The following is a 16,581-nucleotide window of genomic DNA, read 5'->3' as shown; positions in this document are numbered from 1 at the left end:
GGCAAATCAGCACTAAATTGTGCCAAGAGCCACATCTGCCGGACCAAGCTGAAAATACCCCATGAACAGATAGACGAATGCGATATTGAAACACTGATTCCCAAGCTGGCCGGAGCCACTTGGCTGAATCACTATCTTGAGAGCCTGCCGAATCTGGAAGCTTATAAACAGATGTGCAGACAAGTTATCAGCATGCGACGTTCAACAGCTGGCATCTGTTATACAGGAATGTTCGATCGGGGTTCTTTGGTACGACATAGCATGCACCGAGATTGAAGAGACAGAGCTCATCAGAACGTTCCTCCATTCAATCTCGGCGCAACCATGATACATACGCTTTGGCGTTCGCGATCTAAGAGGCCGATCAGTCGCCGACTGCAACCGGCCTCTCCTCGTTTCCTCCCGTCTCATCCACGCTTCCCATGTATGGATCCATCAGATCGATATATTCCTTCGCGTCATGAGCGAGAAGCGCACGCGTGGCACGTAGGGATTCGGTATCTCTCGGAAAGCGGTACAGCGCAACCATTGTCGACAGATCCCTAAGCCCGTTACAGGTGTCCATTAATTGTTTCTTCTCCTTCCGTGGTGCGAAAAGCGCACCATCCCTGTTTTCCGGTTCCGGGAAGCAGATATACCCTCCCAATGTCATCACCAACCCCATCCCTTTAACGGATTCAGTCGTTCGTCTCAGACTTTCCACTCCCTGCTGGAACATCTTGTCATCACGGGTCCGGAACCCTTCAGTAAGGGGCCGCGAGCCCACTGTCCCCAACAGCGACAGGGCAAGATCATGCAGGTACAGCGGATCCTCCCAAATGTTCGCCACCTGATATGCGCCCTTCTGGTAAACGCGTTCCAGGATTTGCGAAGCTGATTCAGTCTGCTTGTTCCACAAAGCACGATACGCTTCCACGATTTTCCCCGCATCGTACAGATATCGCGCATCCATACACGCGGGATATTCAAGCAACATGGATTCGGCAAGGTCGGCATTGCAAGCATAGTCCAGATCAGCTTGAATTCTAAGATCGCGCAGATGGTCGCACAGATTGCGATAGGAGAAGTCTTCATCGCATCCGGAATCCACCACTTTCGGATCGTCCCTCAGCATGCACATGCCGATACCGCCATATCCAAGCACCATCAACGCAACATCGGCCGCACGCGGCTCTTCCTCACCCCAACGCAACAGACTGTACGCGGCCAGCCAGTATACTTCCTGCAAATATTCAGCCATGCAGGCCAGTCTCTTCTTTTTGCTAGTAACGTATTTTCCACCTTTTTTCTTGTTTCTCCGAAACACATCTTTGGTGCAGGTCAATCCAATCTGGAATGGCATTCTGCTGCTGGGCCTTTGCAAAGCCACCGCCATCGAAGCGTCATTGATCATTTCATAGAGCCAAACGCTCATACCGTACTTACGCACGATGTTACGGCATCCATCAAGAAAATTCGCATTATGCTCAACCAGATCATAATCGAACGAAATCATGGCCCACGCCAGATTCGCCACCCATGATGTGCTGCAGAATAATTCCTTCCCCAGCTCACAGACTTTTTCGTCAAAAAGCGAAAGAGGCCCGATCTCACCGTATTCATCGTGGATTTTCCCCAATTCCGCAAGATATTTGCCAGAACTGTATCCATCGAAACGCTTGATAAGTTCTTCGATCGTTGCCAAAAATCCCTGTTCATCCATATGGAACGGGCCAGTGATTATTTCCGCCATGTGCAACTCCTTTGTTGTAGGGTGCACCTACTGTCTCATATTCAAATCATCTTGTGCCACCGAACCTTGAAAATCTGTGGATATGTGGAAAACTCCACCCATATCCACAGGCGAATAACGACTGTGGATAACTCACAATTCGCATGCAACAGATCTGATCTTACGAAAACCGCCATATGCAAAAAGGTCCCTTCCATCACTGGAAGAGACCTTTCAGGAAAGCATCAATGCAACGTTTCAACTGTTAGTTGATGAGCTCCTTGACTGCCGCGATAACGGCCTGCAGGCTGGACTTGGCGTCGCCGAAGAGCATCTGCGTGTTGTCTTCGAAGTACAGTTCGTTCTGAATGCCGGCGTAACCGGTACCGCGACCGCGCTTCATGACCACCACGTTCTGGGACTTGTCGACGTCGAGGATCGGCATGCCGGAGACCGGGGTGCCCGGCTTGCGTGCAGCCGGATTGGTCACGTCGTTGGCGCCGACCACAAGAGCCACGTTGGCCTGCGGGAATTGCGGGTTGATGTCGTCCAGGTCGACGAGCTCCTCGTACGGCACGTTGGCTTCGGCAAGCAGCACGTTCATGTGGCCAGGCATACGACCTGCCACCGGGTGGATAGCATAGGAGACTTCGACGCCATGGTCCTTAAGAAGCACACCAAGATCGGCGAGCTCGCGCTGAGCCTGGGCCTGAGCCAAGCCGAAGCCCGGTACAAAGATGACCTTCTCGGCATACACGAGCTGCACGGCCAAATCGTCTGCGGAAGTTTCTTTCATGGTGCCTTCCGGACCTTCACCGGCGCCAGCGGCGGCATTGGCACCACCGAAGCCGCCTGCGAGCACGGACAGCAGCGGACGGTTCATAGCCTTGGACATGGCGATGGACAGGGTCACACCAGCGGCGCCGACCAGTGCGCCGGCCACGATCAGAGCGATGTTGTTGATGGCCAAGCCAGACATGGCCACTGCAGTGCCAGTGCAGGCGTTGAGTACGGAAATGACCACAGGCATATCGGCGCCGCCGATCGGGATGACGAACACGAGGCCGTAGCACAGGGCGAACACGGTGGTGAGCACGGACCACAGCAGACGCTGGCCCGGCTGCACGCACAGCATGATAAAGGATGCGACGGTCAGCACGGCGAACAGAATGTTCCAGAAGCCCTTGCCCGGCAGGCTCAGCTTCTTGACCCACTTGATGCCCTGCAGCTTGCCGGCTGCGATCAGAGAGCCTGAGAATGTGACGGAACCGATCATGATACCCAAACCGGCGGTGATCAGCACCACGATGGACGGAGTGCCTTCGGAGGTCAGAATATCGTTCAAAGCCACAAGCGCTGCGGCGCCACCGCCCACGGTGTTGAACACGGAAACCAACTGCGGCATGTCGGTCATCTTGACCTTCTTGGCGGAAACCACGCCGGCGACGGCACCTATAATGATGCCGGCGATCAGCAGCACAACAGCCACGCCATGCTGGAAACCATTGGAGATCTCACCGGCGAACAGCACGATGAACGCCATGACCACGGCGAGAATCATGCCGATGGCGGAGACCATATTGCCCTTGCGTGCGGTCTTCGGAGAGTTCATCAGATGCAGGCCGATAACGAACATCACGGCGGCCAGCAGATAGACAAACCATTCGACGACACCGAGCGGAGTGCTCAGCATTTCAGCCATGGTACCCATTTACTTGGCCTCCTCTTCCTTTTTCTTGCCCTTGTCGGACTTGAACATTTCCAGCATGCGGTCGGTGACGACGTAACCACCGACCACGTTCATCGTGCCCAGCACTGCGGCCAGGAAGATGAACACCCAAGCGAGCGGGCTGGTGGCATGCGCGGCGACGATGACGACGCCTGCGATGACGATGCCGTGGATCGAGTTCGCGCCCGACATCAACGGAGTGTGCAAGGTGGCCGGCACCTTGCCGATAACCTCAACGCCGATGAGCAGCGCGAGGACGAACAGAGTGATCGCAACAACGATATCCATTGCTCACTCCCCTTCCTTCTTGGCTTCCTCGCCGCGGCCGGCCACGACCATGGCGCTGTCAAGCTCTTCGTTCAGATCGATGGCCAGCTTGCCGTCACGCACGAAATGCGCGAGCACGTCAGCCACATTGCGGCTCAGCAAGTTGGATGCGGTGGTGGAAACGCCGCTTGCCAGGTACGGAGCGCCAATGATGGTCACACCGTTCTCGGTGACCTGAGTGCCGACAGTGGAACCTTCGACGTTGCCGCCGAGGTCGCTTGCCGCGCAGTCGACGATCACGGCACCGCGGTGCAGACCTGCCACGCCGGCCTTGGTCAGCAGAACCGGCGGTTTGCGGCCAGGAACCTTGGCGGTGGTGATGACGATGTCGAAACCGGCGGCCTTCTGGTCGACGGCAGCCTGTTGCTGGGCCTGTTCTTCGGCACTCAGCGCGCGGGCATAACCGCCCTCACCCTGACCTTTGGAGAAATCAAGACCCAAATCCAGGAACTTGGCGCCCAAGGATTCGACTTCACCCTTGGAAGCCGGGCGCACGTCGTATGCGGTGACAACCGCACCGAGACGCTTGGCGGTACCGATGGCCTGCAGGCCGGCGATGCCGGCGCCAAGAATGAGTACCTTGGCCGGGCGGATCGTGCCGGCGGCAGTGGTCATCATCGGCAGGAACGAACCATAAGCGTCGGCTGCCACAATGGCGGCCTTGTAGCCCATCACGGAGTTCTGGGAGGTCATCTCATCCATGGACTGAGCGGAACTCAACTGACGTGGCAGCTTTTCCATGGCAACACCGACCAAGCCGGCCTTCTCAATCGTAGCGACATAATCGGCATCGGTGAACGAGCCAAGCATACCGATAATCCAAGTGCCCTGCTTGACACGAGCGAGCAGCGCATCGCTCGGACGATCGACAAAACCAAGCGCGTCAGCACGCGCAATCACTTCATCAGCGGAGACGACCTGCGCCCCGGCCTTAATATAATCCTCATCAACATAATGCGACGCGACTCCCGCACCGGATTCAATCAGGCAGTTAACACCCGATTTACGCAACCTCGTTACGATGTCCGGTGTCAGAGCAACGCGAGACTCGTGTTCGGAAGTCTCATTGAGAACCCCGAAGACCACGGTGGCTTCAGCTTTGTCAGCCATAGGTGCCCTTTCTTCCTCGTTAAAGAAATCAAAATGAACAGATACAGCGCACCAGTGTAACGTAGGTCACACCTTTGCATGAAGAAAAGTTCACCTATTGAATGACATTCCATGACGATTTCTTCATGCAGCGCTTTATTAGCGCATACGCTTTTCCTACGCTACCGTAAGGTGACGTGTCGCGTTCAAGGGTCTATCATTCCTACAGATATTGGATTTAGATGTGTAGGAGAGTCACGTGTCCGTCATCACCTCTTTGAACAAGCGAGCTGCAAACCTTGCGCAGAAGGCACTGCGTCTGGGCGGTGACTTCGTTCACCCCGTCAGCGACGATTCCGGTAACACTCCGGACTACAACAATCCGAACAACATCATCTCCCCCGACGGCCATATCGATCTTCCGCACACCGTCGAGTGGGGCGAGGGATTCCCATCCACCACGTTCCTTGACCCGGAAACCGGTTTGCTGACCACCAAAACCGAGGGCCAGCCGCCGCTGGACGAGGGTACCACCATTTACGACATCTACGCCAATCGTGCAGAACGTATGGGTGACGAGCCGCTCTATACCTATAAATCAGATAGCGAATGGGTAACCAAAACCGGCAATGAGGTGCTTGCTGACATTCGCCAGATTGCCAAGGGCCTGATGCATTACGGTCTGAAGAGGGGCGATGCCGTGGCGTTCATGTGCCGCACCTCTTACGAGTGGGATGTGTTCGACGCTGCCGTTATGGCGTGCGGCGGCGTGCTCGCCACGATCTATGACACAGATTCCGCGGAGCAGATTCGCAACATCGTCAATAATTCCGATTCACGTCTGCTGGTGGTCGAAACCACCGATATGCGCGCCAAGGCCGACGGCGCTGAAAAGGAATGCCCGACGCTGGAGCATATCATCTGCTTCGAAAACGGCGGTCTTGACGAGATCATGGCCTATGGTTCCGGCGTAAGCGACGAGGAGCTCGATGCGCGCATTGATTCCATCAAGAAAACCGACCTATGCTCCATCGTATACACTTCTGGTTCCACCGCCGCACCGAAGGGCGTAGAGATGACTCATGAGCATTACTGCACCACCGCGTTGAATCTTCCGGTATACATGCCGCAGCTGCTGCACGAGAAGAAGAACAGCGTGCTGTTGTTCCTTCCTCAGGCACACTCCTTCGCACGTGCCATCAACTACATCTGCGTGGCCAGCGAGATGCATATTTACATCGCGCAGGGTATCAAGACGCTAATCGCCGATCTGCAGGTCGCCAAACCGTCCGTTATGATCGTTGTTCCGCGTGTACTCGAGAAGGTATACAACGCAGCTTCGCAAAAGGCCGGACATGGCGCCAAGGGAGTGGCTTTCGCTGCGGCGGTTGTTGCAGCTCAGAATTATATGAAAGAAGTCAGCGCGAAGGGCAAGGCCAGCGCTTTGGCCAAGGCTCGCCGCATGGCGTTCGATCCGATGGTCTACGCTTCGCTGCGTGAGGTACTCGGCGGACGTGCCCAGTGGATTGTGGCGGGCGGCGCTCCTCTTGATCCGGAACTGATGGCGTTCTTCCGCGGCGCCGGTGTGCCCGTATATGAGGGCTATGGTTTGACCGAAACCACCGCTCCATGCGCATTCAACCCGCTTGGTGTGCCATATCATCAGGGTTCCGTTGGTGTCGCCTTCCCTGGTTTCGAGCTTCGTATTGCCGAGGATGAGGAGATTCAGGTCAAGGGTACGGCGGTGTTCCCGAAGTATCACAAGAACGAAGAGGCTTCTGAGGATTCATTCACCGAGGATGGTTGGTATCGTACCGGCGATTTGGGACGTATCGATGATGATGGCTTCCTGTACATTATCGGACGTAAGAAGGATCTCATCATCACTGCAGGCGGCAAGAACGTTTCCCCTGGTCCGATTGAAGAAGCCATCAAGCGTTGCGAGTTCATTTCCCAGGCGCTGGTTCTCGGCGACAAGCGTCCGTTCATTTCCGCTTTAGTCACGCTCGACGAGGAATCCCTGCGTCCATGGCTGGAAAGCAAGGGTCTGGACCGTAACATGTCGATGGAAGACGCCGCCAATAACGCGGCCGTCCGCGCCGAAGTGCAGAAGTGGGTCGATCAGGCCAACGAAGGTGTTTCTCGTGCGGAATCCGTGCGCAAGTTCATTATTCTGCCGGAGGAATTCACTCAGGAGAATGGTTTGATGACCGCTTCCATGAAGGTGATTCGTCCGAAGGTCATCCAGCGTTACGCCACTTTGCTGAACACGCAGATGTATACCAAGAGGAAGTGACTCTTCGAAAATAGAGAATGAGGTCCGGTTCCCGCAGGAACCGGACCTCATTCTATTTAACCCGTTGCGAAACGAATCCTAAACAAATCAAAAACCTAGCTTTTCAAGCTGCTTGACTGCGAACGACCTTAAATGGCTTAGAAGCCTAACTTCTCAAGCTGTTTCGGATCCGACTGCCATCCTTTGGCGACCTTGACATGCAAGTCGAGTTTTGCTTTCTGACCGACGATGCGGTTGACCGGCGTGCGCAGCTTCTTTTTGACGCGCACGAGATGTTCCGCCCCCCTGCCGATGATAATCGGCTTCTGGGAATCACGCTCCACATAAATCGACACAATGACGTGGGCTTTGCCATCGTAAGCCGCTCCGCTATCGTTGTCTTCCGGATATTCAATGGAGTCCACGACCACGGCCAACGAGTGCGGCAGCTCGTCATCCAATTCTTCCAGGAATGCGCCACGAACCAGTTCCGCTATGGTCTCTTCCGGACGTTCTTCGGTGATCTGTTCAGCCGGATACATTTGCGGACCTTCCGGCATGTTTTCGATAAGCACGTTCTTGACTTCGGCAAGATTGTCATGCTTGAGTGCGCTGACCGGCACGATGTCGGTGAAATCGGCGAACTCGTTGATTTCGATAAGCTTGTTGATCAGTCCTTCGCGGCTTAATTCGTCGATCTTGGTGACGATGGCAATCAGCGGCACTTTCCATTTGAACGTGCCATCATCGCGCTTCGCTGCGAAATCAGAGCGCAGACGACTCAAAATGCGCCTGTCGCCAGGACCGATCTCCTGGTCACCGGGCAGCAAGAAGGCGATGGCGTCCACGTCGGCAAGAGACTCATCCACAACATCATTCAGACGCTGCCCCAGCAATGTGCGCGGACGATGGATACCAGGCGTATCGACCAAAACGATCTGCGCATCATCTGTGGTCAGAATGCCGCGAATGGCCTTACGCGTGGTTTCCGGGCGAGATGATGCGATGGCGATCTGCGTGCCGATCAACGCGTTGATCAACGTCGACTTGCCTACGTTCGGGCGTCCTACCACGGCAACGAAACCGGAACGATATGGAACGGGCGTAGTGGAATCGGAATGGTCGGAAGTCGTCTCAGTCGTTGCTGCGTCAGTCATGCTTGTCTTTGGAATCCTTATCATTGTCGGATGCCTCTTCGGCATCATCCGCATGTTCTTCGTTATGTGTTTCAGTTTCGTCCACGCCCTCGACGTGGGCCGGTTCCACCACAATGGTCGACACTTTCTTGCGTCGTCCCGCGGAATCGACTGCGGTCATACGCAATCCTCGGGTGACTGCGGAAGAGCCGACGATCGGCACGCGTCCCAACAATTTGGTCAACAATCCGTAAACAGTGTCGACGTCATCCTCGTCAATATCGATTTCGAAAATCTCTTCCAGATCGGCGATCGGCGTGCGGGCTGGCATGCTCCATTTTTTGTCGCCGATCTGTTCCGGATCGGCATGTTGCGTGCGATCATGTTCGTCTTCCAACTCGCCCACGATTTGTTCTATGGCGTCTTCAATGGTGACCATGCCTGCGATGCCGCCGTATTCGTCCACGACGATGGCGACATGCTGGCGTGTGCGTTGCATTTGATGGAACAGGTCGTCAACTGGTTTGGATTCGGGCACCAGCATCGGATCGCGGACTATCGATTCGACTTCGCGCGTCATCGCCGCATGGTTGAAAGCCGTCGCGCGTACGGCGTCCTTCAGATAGGCCACGCCGACCAGATCGTCCACATCGTCACCAATGACCGGCACACGCGAGAATCCGGAACGGGAGCAAAGCTTCAACATGTTTTCCAATGTCTCGCCTCGCTCGATGCAGATCATGTCGGTGCGCGGCACCATGACCTCACGGGTCAGTGTTTCGGAAAGCGTGAGCACGTTGCGCAGCATTTCAGAAACTTCAGGGTCGAAATCGTTGGCTTCGACCAAACGGTCGATGGTCGCGCGCCCCTGCTCGATCTGGATTTTTTCGAGTTCCTCGTCGTCGGAAAGATCGTTGCCACGGCGCTTCGCGCCCTTTTGTCCGCCGATTTTTGCGAATGGGGTCAACAACACCGCAACGGAGACAGTATCCGCATGCTGCAGCATGATGTCGACGGGCTTGGACGCTCCGGCACTACGCGGACGCACCAGCAGCGAAATCACCGCAACGACGATGGCAAAAACAAATCCGGCAAGCAATTCGGCCCATAGTGGGGCGTCCAGCATGCCTGCGATCACAGTTACAAGCACACCGTCAAGCACATTGCAACAAATACGGAAGAACGCACATGATCCTGCGGTGGCATACCGGTCGGCCACCAACCGCTGGACCTTATGGATGCGCTTGATCTTCCTGTCGCGAATGAACTGCGAAAGCTCCGCATCCGTCTGAATCTCAAGAATCAGGTTGTTCAGGCTCGCCCGGGTCACACGTCCCACAGCGCCTTCGGTGGCAGCCATCGAAAGAGACAGCCAGACCAGCAGCAACGCTACCACGGCAAGTACCGCGACCACCGCAATCATTGTCCCCTGCATCATAATTCAGCCCCCATCATGCCGGACGATATGCTACCGGCAACGTCATCACTATTTGGCGACCTGACGCCCGGTACCATGCTCCCGATCCCATTCGGCAAGCGCATCCGGCGCTCCTGACGGAAGAATTGCCTGCGCTCCCGATCCTTGGCGGAGAGCAAAGAAGGTGAGCAGCAGTTGACGCTGCAGGCCGAACATCTGGCGCTCCTGTTCCGGTGTCGCGTGATCGTATCCAAGCAGGTGGAGAATGCCGTGGATCGTCAGAAGCATCATTTCCTCCATGGTACTGTGTCCAGCCGCAAGTGCCTGCTGGGCGGCCACCCATGGGCAGATCACGATATCCCCAAGCACGCCTTCCATCACGGTTCTGCCGTCTCCTGGGCGCAGTTCGTCCATGGGGAAGCTCATTACGTCAGTCGGTCCTTCAAGGTTCATCCAGCGCATGTGCAATTGGGCGATCGGATCGGGATCGACAAACATGATGGTCAGGTCGGATTGCGTGCTGACGCGCATCTGGTCCATCACCCATATGCCGAGATCGGAGAACACCTTGCCGTCGATCTGCCAGACGGTTTCGTTGGTTACTTCGACGCTCATTCAGCGTTCCTTTCGATTTGTTCGTCCGTTTGCTTGGATGTGGTTTTGCTTACAACGCGCCGGCTATGGTCGCCGGCGATGGCCGCGTGTCGATCATAGGCTGCGACGATTTTGCCGACCAGCGCATGTCGTACCACGTCTGCCGGCTTGAGATGGGCGAACGCTATATCGTCGATACCGTCAAGTATGCGTTCGATGGTGGCAAGGCCGGATTTCGGTACTGTCAGATCAACCTGCGTCACGTCACCCGTGATGATCATTTTCGTATTGAAACCCAGTCGTGTCAAGAACATCTTCATCTGCTGTTCGGTGGTATTCTGCGCTTCGTCGAGGATCACGAACGCATCGTTGAGCGTGCGTCCACGCATGTACGCAAGCGGCGCGACTTCAATGGTACCGTCGTCCATGTAACGTTTGAGCTGGTCCGCTCCAAGCATGTCGGAAAGCGCGTCGTACAACGGACGAAGATATGGATCGACTTTTTCGTTCAGTGTGCCCGGCAGGAAACCGAGGTTCTCTCCGGCTTCCACCGCAGGCCTGGTCAGGATGATGCGCCGCACCTGCCGATCCTGAAAGGCGCGAACCGCCTTGGCTACTGCAAGATACGTCTTACCTGTACCGGCAGGACCGATGGCGAACGTGATGGTGTGCGACTCAATGGCATTGATATAGGCGACCTGGCCAGCGGTTTTCGCGCGAACCGGCTTACCAAGCGCAAAGGTGATCACTCCTGGCACGTGCGGCTTGCGGCGGTCTGCGGCATGCTCACGTTGTGAGGCACGTCCCTGCTGCCTATCAGCCAAACGTAGTTCCTCCACTACACGCCCATGCCCCGGGCGCGTGGCGCGAACGGGGGTTTTCAACACATTTTGGTCGAGCATACGCCGCACCGTGTCGGCGTCCATCGGAGCCGTATATGCGGCTTGAATGATGTTTTCAATCACATGTTCGGCCTGCGCAGCTTGGGATTCAGATTTGTTGGAACGTGACATGATCGCAATACGGTCGCCTCTGACGATGATGGTCAGGTCGGGGAACGCTCGTTCCACTTCCCGGAGAACCTCGTCGACCGGTCCAAGCACGGTTACCGGATCAAGCTGTTGGGGAATAGCAATGGTACGTGTAGTGGTGGCCACAAAACCTCTTCTAACGTTGATATATGGGGAAAAGAAAGCTACTCGTCGAGCTTTTCACCGGTCAGCACGTGGGCATGCACATGGAATACGGTCTGCCCCGCATCAAGTCCAGTGTTGAAGATCAGCCGGAAAGCGCCATGGAATTCCTTATCTGCGATGTTCTGCGCGACTTGAGCCATGTGGGCAAGCTGCTGCGGATCGGCCGCCGCAAGCTCGGCTACGTTCGCATAATGCTCACGAGGCACCACAAGCACATGGACTTTGGCCTTCGGATTGATGTCCTTGAACGCGTAGGTAGTATCGTCCTCATACACCTTTTCGCTTGGAATCTCTCCTGCGATGATCTTGCAGAACAGGCAATCCTTGTCGCTCATAATGCTCCTTTAATGCTGGGAAACCGTCATGACCATGCTATTGCGCAACCGGGATAATTCACGGCAAATCGCCGGCATATGGCATCAAACGAAACGTCCCAACGCCCGTGCGAGCAACGACAATGCGACCGGACCGGCCGTAGACGCCCGCAGAATGTTACTTCCGAGCACGCATGCTTCGGCTCCGGCGTTGGCGAAAGACTCGATTTCCGCGTCGCCGATACCTCCTTCCGGCCCGACCACCACGTACACGGTACGCTGGCGACCGTCTTGCAGACATTTGTCGGAAAGCGCCGCGATCGATTCCTCCAACTGGTCCCAGGTTTTGGTGGCATCCTGGTGCAGCACGATTACCATATCGCCGCGCACGCAGGCACGTTTGCATATGGCGACCAGCTGCTTGCTGGTCACGCACTCCCCCAATTCAGGCGTCCAGGAACGTCGCGATTGTTCGGTGGCTGCCTCAAGCACTTGCCTCCACTTCTTGTCGGTACGCCCCACCTTCCATTTGGCGATGGAACGATCGGCCTGCCATGGAATTACCTCGTCCACGCCGATCTGCGTTGCCGTGTCGATGGCCTGTTCATCATGCCCTGTTTTGGCCAGCGCCTGAATCAAAGCGAGTTTGGTGATGGGTTGCTGCTCCTTGCTGAAGCTCGACACTTGCGCGATTCCCCGCTGCGCGTCGCACAGCACCGCATGAATGCGCAATCCCTTACCATCGGAAAGCTGCAACTCATCACCGTCTTTCAGACGCATGGCCTGAATGGCGTGGCGACGCACCGATTGAGGCAACGTCAATTTCCATCCGGCGTTCAGCTCATCGCTGTTCACAGGCACATCATCATGTTCCGTATCAAGCAGAAAAAGGGCATCAGTCATAGCTCCAGAGACTACCAGCACCTCGGATACTAATGGCGAAATTCCGTGCGACACGCCGAGACTTGCATCACGCCGAGCATCTGCTATAGTTTTCATTCGTTGCCGGTGAGCAACGCACCTGTCCGGGTGGCGGAATGGTAGACGCGCTAGCTTGAGGTGCTAGTGCCTATTTATACAGGCGTGCGGGTTCAAGTCCCGCTCCGGACACCAGCAAAACCCCTTGGAAACAAGGGGTTTTCTTGTATCTGAAAGGCTATTCGGCGAAAGATCGGTCACATGCAGTTCATCCATCTTGATTCCATTGACGACGAGCGCGTGGCGGCATACACAAATCTTACGGAAATCCAGCTTCGCAACAAACTTGAACCCAGCAAAGGCCTGTTCATCGCGGAATCGCCAAAAGTCATTGACAGGGCGCTTGCCGCCAACCGAGAGCCGATATCGCTGCTGGTCGAAGAACCGTGGATTGAAGGCATGGCTGAAACCTTCACGCTCATCGACAACCGATGGGGCACCGACATTCCCGTGTACGTGGCCTCCCCCGAGCAGCTCAAGCAGCTGACCGGCTATCGGCTGCACCGAGGCGCGTTGGCTGCGATGAAACGTTGGTCTTTGCCCAGTGTCGAGGAAGTCTGCCGAGGGGCGCGCCGCATCGCGGTCATGGAAAATATCGTTGACCACACCAATGTCGGCGCTCTTATGCGCTCCGCGGCCGCGTTGGATGTCGATGCCGTGCTGGTGACGCCTTCTTGCGGCGATCCACTGTATCGGCGCGCCGCCCGCGTGTCGATGGGTACGGTGTTTCAGATTCCGTGGACTCGCATCGGCGGAGATGATAAGCATTACTGGCCGTTCACCGGCATGCGGGAATTGCACGATCTTGGATTCACGACCGTTGCGATGGCTCTTGAAGACGACTCCATTTCGTTGGAAGAGCTCGTTCGTCGCTTGAACAATGCCAACGACGAAAAGGACCATATCGACAAGTTGGCGCTGATCTTCGGCACTGAAGGCGACGGCCTGTCGCATCACACCATCTCCCGTGCCGATCTGACGGTGAAGATTCCCATGAGCCACGGAGTGGACAGTCTTAACGTCGCCGCTTCGAGCGCCGTAGCCTTCTATTCAACAGCTGTTCACTGAAACAATCAGCAAATTTTCAAGACTCGCGGTGCAAACTCCTTGCATGTTGCAAAAAATATGCAATTATTGAGTGCGTAAGCGGTTTGCGATGATGCAGACCGACCAATGTGTGCGGTGTCGTAACGACGCTCTAGGAGAGGAGTTCTCATGGCGAAGAATCCGAAAATTCTTTCCATCGTTCTTGCAGGTGGTGAAGGCACGCGTCTGATGCCTTTGACCAGGGACCGAGCGAAACCGGCCGTTCCATTCGGCGGCGTGTTCCGACTGATTGACTTCCCGTTGAGCAATCTGGTCAATTCCGGCTACATGCAGACCGTGGTGCTCACCCAGTACAAATCCCATTCGCTCGACCGTCATATTTCCACAGTGTGGCGTTTCTCGCCGCTGCTCGGCAACTATGTCTCCCCTGTTCCTGCCCAGCAGCGTCTCGGCAAGCACTGGTATCTCGGCTCGGCCGACGCCGTCTATCAGACCATCAACATCATCGAAGACGTGCAGCCGGATATTGTGGTGATCGTCGGTGCCGACCACGTCTACCGTATGGACTTCCAGCAAATGGTGCAGCAGCACATCGAATCCGGTGCGGAGTTCACGGTTGCGGGTATTCGCCAGCCGATCAGCCAGTCCAACCAGTTTGGCGTGATCGAGGTTGATCCGGAACACCCGAGCATGATCAAAAGCTTCCAGGAGAAGCCGCAGACCACGACTGGTCTGCCGGATGATCCGAACTCCATCCTCGCTTCCATGGGTAATTACGTTGCCAACACGGACGCCCTGTTCGAGGCTTTGGCGCTCGACGAAAAGGCCGAAGACACCAAGCATGATATGGGTGGCGACATCGCCCCATACTTCGCGGCTCGCAATGAGGCCGGCGTCTACGACTTCAATTCCAACGAGATTCCGGGAGCGACGCCGACCGATCATGCCTACTGGCGCGATGTGGGTACTCTGAAGCAGTTCTACGATGCACATATGGATTTGATTTCCTATGTGCCGGAGTTCAATCTGTACAACACCGAATGGCCGATCTACACGCTGTCCGGCAATCTGCCGCCTGCAAAGTTCGTGCATGCCGGGCGTGACCGTCTTGGACACGCCACCGATTCGATCGTCTCCCCCGGCGTCATCGTGTCGGGCGGCGAAGTGCACCATTCCGTGCTTTCACCGAATGTGCGTATCCACTCGTGGTCGCAGGTCGTCGATTCGATTCTGTTCGACGGCGTGACCATCAATCGTCGAGCACGCGTTTACAAGGCGATTCTCGACAAGAATGTTGTGCTTACCGAGAATTCGACCGTCGGTATCGATACTGAACATGATCTGGCTCGTGGCTTCACCGTCACGCCGGAAGGCATCACTGTGGTGCCGAAGGGTACCGTGGTCGACGACTGACGTTCTGCCGCACACAGAACAAAAGCGTGCTTCCCAGCGTCGGGAGCACGCTTTTTTATGTTGTTTTTATGCCGCTATAGTATCAGTATTTCGGAAGATTATCGAAGTTGAAGCCAAGCGCAGCCAACTGTTCGCGTCCTTCCGGAGTGATCTTTTCCATGCTCCAACGCGGCTGCCACGTCCAATCGATACGGAATTCCTCAACGAGACCGGCAAGGGTGCTTGCACACTCGTCTTCAATCAAATCGGTCAGCGGGCACGCCGGAGTGGTCAGCGTCATCGTGATGATGGCACGGCCAAGCTCATCGATTTCAATGCCATATACCAAGCCCAAATCAATCACGTCAATGCCAAGTTCCGGATCAATGACCTGATGCAGCGCTTCCTTCACATCGGCGGCGGTCGCACGTCCGATATCATCGACAGCCTTCAATGCGATGCCGTCATCCTGCTCATCGGAACAGCCGCATACTCCAGCCTGATTGCCGCAGCCACAAGCATCCTGCTTGATATTCTCGTGTTCGATTTCCACTGGTTTGCCGTCCTTGAATCCTTTAGCGAGATTAGGGTTAAGCATGACGCGACGTGCAGCGGCCTCGTCATTGCCCAATGCCTTGGCAACGGAATCGAAAATCGAGGCTTGCGGTTCTGGTACCAAGGTATCGCTCATTGTTGCTCCATATTTGATTCGAGTATATTTCGTTGAGTAGCCTATCGTGTTGGCTGGAGTTTGCCGCCGGTGTTTCGTTCACTGTAGACACAACGCACGAAAACACCGGCCCACTTGCGGAAAGATGCTTGTCACGCTTTCGCAGACAACGCCTTAGCCACGGAATCCTTCATTCCTTCCCAACCAAGCAATGCGCATTTGATGCGCATCGGATACTTGGACACTCCTTGGAAGACGATGCCGTCCTCAAGGGATTCTTCCGCGGATTCATCATCCAGTCCCTTGCCACGTGATTCCATGAGCTTATGGAAGGTATTAGCCAAGTTCATGGCCTCATCCACGGTTTTGCCTTCCACAAGGTCGACCATCACCGAAAGGCTGGCCTGTGAAATGGAACAACCATGACCATCCCACACCAGTCGTTCGATAACATGCGGCTCCTGGTCGGAAACCTCCACGTGCACGGTGGCCTCGTCTCCACAGGTTGGATTGAACTGATGGGACTCGCCAGGAGTGCAATACTCGTGAACCGCCTGAACCATGGCATCTCCCGTTTGGAAGGCATTTTCAGAAGCCAGATCTGGAGCGAAATGCTCCTTGCCATGCGGATTCTTTGAGGCTTCGAGAATGACCTCTTGGTACATCTGCTCGAGATCGTCGCCAGACATTGCAAAATCACTCATAT

At 55.6% G+C, this 16,581-nt stretch carries 15 protein-coding genes and 1 tRNA gene; 4 read left to right on the top strand and 12 right to left on the bottom strand.

Annotated features, from left to right (window positions below):
- Positions 1-364 precede the first annotated feature (364 nt).
- From BBKW_RS04340 to BBKW_RS04325, 4 genes are all read right to left on the bottom strand, one after another.
- On the bottom strand, positions 365-1,732 hold the full coding sequence (locus BBKW_RS04340) for a hypothetical protein (RefSeq protein WP_033501196.1): 1,368 nt from the start codon (positions 1,730-1,732) through the stop codon (positions 365-367).
- A 244-nt stretch (positions 1,733-1,976) separates the two neighbouring features.
- A complete protein-coding gene (locus BBKW_RS04335) occupies positions 1,977-3,422 on the bottom strand; it encodes an NAD(P)(+) transhydrogenase (Re/Si-specific) subunit beta (RefSeq protein WP_033501197.1) in 1,446 nt (481 codons plus the stop codon).
- Complete coding sequence (locus BBKW_RS04330; RefSeq protein WP_003809446.1) at positions 3,423-3,728, bottom strand: NAD(P) transhydrogenase subunit alpha part 2; 306 nt, start codon at positions 3,726-3,728, stop codon at positions 3,423-3,425.
- A 3-nt stretch (positions 3,729-3,731) separates the two neighbouring features.
- Positions 3,732-4,877 (bottom strand): NAD(P) transhydrogenase subunit alpha, encoded by a 1,146-nt coding sequence (locus BBKW_RS04325; RefSeq protein WP_033501198.1) that lies wholly within the window; start codon positions 4,875-4,877, stop codon positions 3,732-3,734.
- 238 nt (positions 4,878-5,115) lie between these two features.
- Between BBKW_RS04325 and BBKW_RS04320 the strand changes: the two genes are divergently transcribed.
- A complete protein-coding gene (locus BBKW_RS04320) occupies positions 5,116-7,152 on the top strand; it encodes an AMP-dependent synthetase/ligase (protein WP_033501199.1) in 2,037 nt (678 codons plus the stop codon).
- A gap of 137 nt (positions 7,153-7,289) precedes the next feature.
- Here the strand turns inward: BBKW_RS04320 and era are convergent, their stop codons facing one another.
- The 6 genes from era to BBKW_RS04290 all read right to left on the bottom strand — a co-directional run bounded on the left by era (position 7,290) and on the right by BBKW_RS04290 (position 12,691).
- Positions 7,290-8,288, bottom strand: coding sequence for a GTPase Era (gene era / locus BBKW_RS04315; RefSeq protein WP_033501200.1), 999 nt, complete (start codon positions 8,286-8,288; stop codon positions 7,290-7,292).
- The gene (locus BBKW_RS04310; RefSeq protein WP_033501251.1) at positions 8,281-9,702 is read right to left on the bottom strand and encodes a hemolysin family protein; all 1,422 of its coding nucleotides are present in this window, start codon (positions 9,700-9,702) and stop codon (positions 8,281-8,283) included. The genes era and BBKW_RS04310 overlap by 8 nt, the downstream gene beginning before the upstream one ends.
- Positions 9,703-9,753: 51 nt before the next feature.
- Complete coding sequence (gene ybeY / locus BBKW_RS04305) at positions 9,754-10,299, bottom strand: rRNA maturation RNase YbeY (RefSeq protein ID WP_033501201.1); 546 nt, start codon at positions 10,297-10,299, stop codon at positions 9,754-9,756.
- Positions 10,296-11,435 carry a PhoH family protein gene (locus BBKW_RS04300; protein ID WP_033501202.1) on the bottom strand — a complete coding sequence of 380 codons (1,140 nt, stop codon included), beginning with the start codon at positions 11,433-11,435 and terminating at the stop codon, positions 10,296-10,298. Before BBKW_RS04300 ends, ybeY begins: the two co-directional genes overlap by 4 nt.
- A 38-nt stretch (positions 11,436-11,473) precedes the next feature.
- Positions 11,474-11,809: a histidine triad nucleotide-binding protein gene (locus BBKW_RS04295; protein WP_003835089.1), complete on the bottom strand. Its 336-nt coding sequence runs from the start codon at positions 11,807-11,809 to the stop codon at positions 11,474-11,476.
- Between the two features lie 84 nt (positions 11,810-11,893).
- Positions 11,894-12,691, bottom strand: a complete 798-nt coding sequence (locus BBKW_RS04290; protein ID WP_033501203.1) for a 16S rRNA (uracil(1498)-N(3))-methyltransferase — start codon at positions 12,689-12,691, stop codon at positions 11,894-11,896.
- A gap of 120 nt (positions 12,692-12,811) precedes the next feature.
- On the opposite strand from BBKW_RS04290, the gene BBKW_RS04285 reads away from it, so the two are divergent.
- The 3 genes from BBKW_RS04285 (at position 12,812) to glgC (ending at position 15,226) form a co-directional block, all read left to right on the top strand.
- Positions 12,812-12,901, top strand: a tRNA-Leu gene (locus BBKW_RS04285).
- Positions 12,902-12,967: 66 nt separating this feature from the next.
- Complete coding sequence (locus BBKW_RS04280; RefSeq protein WP_033501204.1) at positions 12,968-13,834, top strand: TrmH family RNA methyltransferase; 867 nt, start codon at positions 12,968-12,970, stop codon at positions 13,832-13,834.
- Positions 13,835-13,981: 147 nt separating this feature from the next.
- Entirely contained in the window at positions 13,982-15,226 is a 1,245-nt protein-coding gene (gene glgC / locus BBKW_RS04275; RefSeq protein ID WP_033501205.1) for a glucose-1-phosphate adenylyltransferase, read from the top strand.
- An 82-nt stretch (positions 15,227-15,308) separates the two neighbouring features.
- Here the strand turns inward: glgC and BBKW_RS04270 are convergent, their stop codons facing one another.
- Positions 15,309-15,896, bottom strand: a complete 588-nt coding sequence (locus BBKW_RS04270) for a metal-sulfur cluster assembly factor (RefSeq protein WP_033501206.1) — start codon at positions 15,894-15,896, stop codon at positions 15,309-15,311.
- A gap of 131 nt (positions 15,897-16,027) precedes the next feature.
- Positions 16,028-16,579 carry a Fe-S cluster assembly sulfur transfer protein SufU gene (gene sufU, locus BBKW_RS04265; protein ID WP_033501207.1) on the bottom strand — a complete coding sequence of 184 codons (552 nt, stop codon included), beginning with the start codon at positions 16,577-16,579 and terminating at the stop codon, positions 16,028-16,030.
- Between the last annotated feature and the right edge of the window lie 2 nt (positions 16,580-16,581).

Source organism: Bifidobacterium catenulatum subsp. kashiwanohense JCM 15439 = DSM 21854, from assembly GCF_001042615.1.
Classification (GTDB): Bacteria; Actinomycetota; Actinomycetes; order Actinomycetales; family Bifidobacteriaceae; genus Bifidobacterium; species Bifidobacterium catenulatum.
Note: the sequence above shows the minus strand (reverse complement) of the source record. Positions and strands in the feature narration are given on the sequence as shown.